General features: G+C 57.7%; 2 protein-coding genes. Both read right to left on the bottom strand.

What is annotated here, in order from left to right; all coding sequences use genetic code 11:
• Nucleotides 1–66: 66 nt before the first annotated feature.
• Nucleotides 67–1,410 (bottom strand): peptidoglycan-binding protein, encoded by a 1,344-nt coding sequence (locus tag ACEW8Q_RS01560; RefSeq protein ID WP_373502295.1) that lies wholly within the window; start codon nucleotides 1,408–1,410, stop codon nucleotides 67–69.
• The coding region (locus ACEW8Q_RS01555; protein WP_373502294.1) for a beta strand repeat-containing protein at nucleotides 1,407–4,256 on the bottom strand (2,850 nt) is incomplete at its 5' end. The genes ACEW8Q_RS01555 and ACEW8Q_RS01560, both read right to left, overlap by 4 nt.

The raw sequence follows: 4,256 nt of genomic DNA, 5'->3' as shown, positions 1-4,256 counted from the left end.
GCATTGTGAAGGCATCGGGTAATGGAAATGTTAACCGCAAACGCTCCCTGTCCGGGAACGCTATGCTCATTGCCCGTAGAGCAATGCGGCGAGCTTGGGATCGCGCCCGAAAGCATCGGTTCGGAAATGCACCTTTCCATCGCTCGTCGCCCAGGCGGTGACATAGGTGACATAGACCGAAATGGGCGCTGCGAGCTTGCCTTCGGCATCCGGTGTGGCGGTCTTGGCCTTGCGGATCAGCTCGGCAAAAGTGTCAAACTTGGCGATTTCGATCGTCTTGCCGCTGCCGGCACCACCGATCGCGTCCAGATAAGGACTGCCTTCGACCGCGAGCATGCCGTCGCCGAGCAGTGTCGCATTGGCGAGGAATGTCGGCGTTTCCGCCAGTTCCGGCACATTCTCGATGTCGAAGAATCCCACGGTCTCGCCGTCGAGCACCAGGCGAACATTGGCGTCGGCAAGGTTCACATAGAGATGATTCGGCCCGAGTTCGACATTCTGCCAGCGCCGCCGCTCGAGATTGAGGCGCATCTGGTCGAGCCTGCCGGAAAGCGGAACCGCCATTTCGGCGAGCGTTGCCGCATCGAGATTGCCGTCCTGGACCAGGCGGTGGCGCTCCTGGAAAGAAGCCACGCCCGCCTGCAGCGCACCGTCGAACACGTCACCCGAACCGGCATCGTCAGGCACAAGATCGCCCGCCATCACCAGAAGCTGGCGGATTGCCGGCACGCGCGGATCGCTTGCGCCCTGAGCAATCGGACCGGCGGCAGCATCGATCTGCGGCCAGCGGCCGGCCTTGCCGATGCGGTCATATTCGGCAAGCTTGGCGATGAGGCGCACATAGCGGTCGTCGGCACTCAGATATTTGCTCGCGAAGGCGGGGAAATTGCCGCCCTCGGCTGCCGCCTCGACAAAGGCTGCCGGGTTGGTGTCGATGCGTACCATCTGGTTCTCGGAGCCCGGAACCTGCGGCCCGATGCGGCCATTGGCAAGGTCGCCGGCGAAGTCGATGAAGGCGCCGGACATCAGCGCGTCGAGGCGGGCAAGTTCGGCCGGGTTTGTCGCGGCAATCAGCGCCTCGATTTCCGTGGTGTTGTAGAATTTGGGCGACAGGCCCTGCACCCAGGAGCGCTTCAGCTCGGCGAGGAGCGCCCTGCCCTTTGCCTTCGGCCCGTCATCGCGCACCCAGACGGGCTTGAACGAGCGCCCGGCATAGAATTCCTTGAGCTCGGCAATTCGGGCATTCGCGGCTTCAGACCCCGTGTCGACCGCGCCCGCCGCAAACATCTGCTCCAGTGCCGCACCGACCTTGTCGTTGTCGGCAGCGGCGGCCGGAAAGGCGAAGAGGAGCGCGCAAAGTAGCAGGAATGCGAGGGCACGCAGTTGTTCCAGCAGCCGCCCAAACGTCATGCAAACGCTACCGAGGTTACTTGCGCAACCTGTGCCTGATGATCGTAGACCACATCGATGGAACCGGTCGTGACACCATTAAACTGGGCGACTTCATTCCCGTTGAAAAACAGATGGCCATTTCCGCCGGACGTGGTCAGGGTAAGTTGTGCTTGGGCAGTTGTCGCCGTGATGCCATCGGCAAAGAAGCTCGACAAATCGATTTGGTCTTTGCCAGAGCCGGTATTGAAGTCCAATATCTGGTCGATACCAGTATCCCCGAAATTGAATATAAATGTATCGAGGCCGTCACTTAGGGACGGTGTTCCATTGCCACCGGAAAGAAAATCAGCACCATCGCCACCGTACAGGAAGTCATTTCCATCGCCGCCGGCGATGGTATCGATGCCCGCGCCACCCACTAATTTGTTCGCAAATTGGTTGCCGGTAATATTGTCAGCCTGCGGTGAACCAATTACAGCTTCAATTGACGTCAAATTGTCAGTAAATGCGTTGCCATGCGTAACTATTCCTGTAGCCAAATTTGCTACAACTATACCAGTGTCACCAGTATAAATGGCTGTATCGAAACCCTGCCCGCCATCAATTGTATCATTCCCAGCACCACCGTCAAAGATGTCATTGCCATCCAAACCGAACAGATTATCGTCACCGCCCAAGCCATTGATCTCATCAACGTAAACTGTGCCTATAAGGTTGGGGTCGTTACCACCTGACCCCGTTATTATTTCATTCGTGCCGTTGATGGTGATCTCGACAGTCTGGGTGTCGGACAGCGGATTCGCAATACTGTTGTCCGTCGACGTGATCGTATAGGTGAGAACAAGGGACTCACCTGCCGCTAGGAAATTGAATGCCTGGGATTGGGAATTGAAGTTCCAAGCCAGATTGTGAAGATCGGTGGGTTGAGCCGCAAGGCCGGTCAACGGCGTCACCGAAAGCATCGACAGCACATCGCCGCTGACCAACCCACCAGTTACACCCGACAACACGACGCTCGTGACAGACGAACTGACAGTGTTAGAAAGGTCCGCGTCAGTAACCGTGAGCGTGCCGCTCTTCAACAAACCCGCATCAGTCTCCGCCAACGTCGCGATCGATGTATCGCTCAGCAGCGATTCATCGATGCCGGGAGTTCCGAGGTTGTCGGCAACGGTGACCACGCTTATCACCGGCGCATCATTCGTGCCGTTGATGGTGATGCTGACCTTCTGCGGGGCGCTGGCAGCCGTGGCCGTGTTGCTATCGTCGGTCGCGACAACGTTGTAGCTGAAGGTCAGCGTCTCGCCGGCAGCCAAAAAGTTTAAATCGATGCCAGTCGCATAGGCCCAACCGCTGTCAACTGTATTGCTGGCATCATTTATCGCAATCTTGCCAGTGTCATCGAGCGTGAAACCGTCGATCAATGCCTGGATCTGACCGGACGATAACGGCGCCGATGCGATTGGGCCACCGCTCCAAATCATATCACTATTGTATGTCTCGCTGAGCTGCACCTCGTCGGTATCGTCGCGGTCGGAGATCGTGATCGTGCCGGTGGCAGCCTGCAGACCCGTAAGGTTCGTATCGGCATCCGCCCCGGAGCCGGAGCCCAGAGGCTCCCAAAGGGTGCCAGTCGCAGTGATCGCCGAAATTTCCGGCTGGTCGTTCGTGCCGGTGATGGTGATGGTGACTTTCTGTCCGACGCTCTCGGCAGTTGCAGTAGCGCTGTCATCCGTGGCCTTAACCGTGTAGCTGAAGGTCAGCGTCTCGCCGGCAGCAAGAAAATTGAGGTTTTCGGTTGTTGCGTAGGTCCAGCCGCTGCTAGCGGTGTTGGTTGCATCATTGATCGCGATAAAGCCGTTGTCGTTGAGCGTGAAACCATCGATTAATGCCTGAATCTGCGTCGTCGACAGTTGGTCGGCCATGATTGAGCCGCCGCTCCAAATCATGTCACCATTGTATGTCTCGCTCAGCTGCACCTCGTCGGTGGTATCGCGGTCAGAGATCGTGATCGTGCCGGTGGCATTGAGTTCGTTCGTGCCGTTCCCCGACTCGAAAATCTCGCTCAAGCCGCCGGTCGCGGTGATCGCATCAATCAACGGCCGGTCGTTCGTTCCGGTGATCGTTATCGTGATCGGCTGCGTATCCGATCCGCCCTCGTCGTCCGTGGCCTTGATGGTGTAAGTCAGCACCAACTGCTCGCCTTCCGCCAAAAAGTCGAATGGCTCAATTCCAGAATTGAACGTCCAGGTTACGTTATTCTTGTCGGTAACTTCGGCCGGAATGTCATTGGCATCCGAGCCATTGGTTTCCTTCAGCGTCAGGAAGGACTTCAGCAGCGCGTTCGAACTGGCCGAAATGTAGCTCGGAATGATCGGCGAATTGACGGTCGTGAAAGTCACGCCCACTACAGTCATGTCGACGACATCAGTCGTATCGACATCGCGGACCGTCAATGTGCCCTTAACGGAAATGCCGTCGTCGAGCACACCGTTTGGCTTGTCGGGTGCCTCGAAAAAGCCGCCGAACGTATTCGGATCGGAGAGAGGTGACGGTACTGTAGCCGTATCGCCCGCCTGGATGCTGATGACCGGCTCGTCAATCGTCGCGCCGCGGATCGTGATGGTCACGTCCTGGCTGGAACGGTTGACTTCATTGGGGCCATCTGCGGATGATTGGCCGCTGTCGTCGGTCAAAGTGATGGTGAAAACGGCGGTAACGATTTCGCCTGCACCGAGGAAATCGAGCTTGGCTTCGTCGATCGTGTAGGTCCAGTTTACCGTGCCGCTATTGTTCTGCGCAGTGTCGGGGCTGATGTCGAACGCGTCGATGATCGCCTGGTATTCGGCAGGCGTGAGGACAAG

It is taken from the genome of Aestuariivirga sp., from assembly GCF_041738905.1.
Taxonomy (GTDB): Bacteria; Pseudomonadota; Alphaproteobacteria; order Rhizobiales; family Aestuariivirgaceae; genus Aestuariivirga.
This window is presented reverse-complemented; position numbering and strand designations above follow the sequence as displayed.

Excerpts from the sequence above, each read along its gene's own strand:
- ACEW8Q_RS01560 (WP_373502295.1), bottom strand. The coding sequence starts at position 1,410 with ATGACGTTTGGGCGGCTGCTGGAACAACTGCGTGCCCTCGCATTCCTG.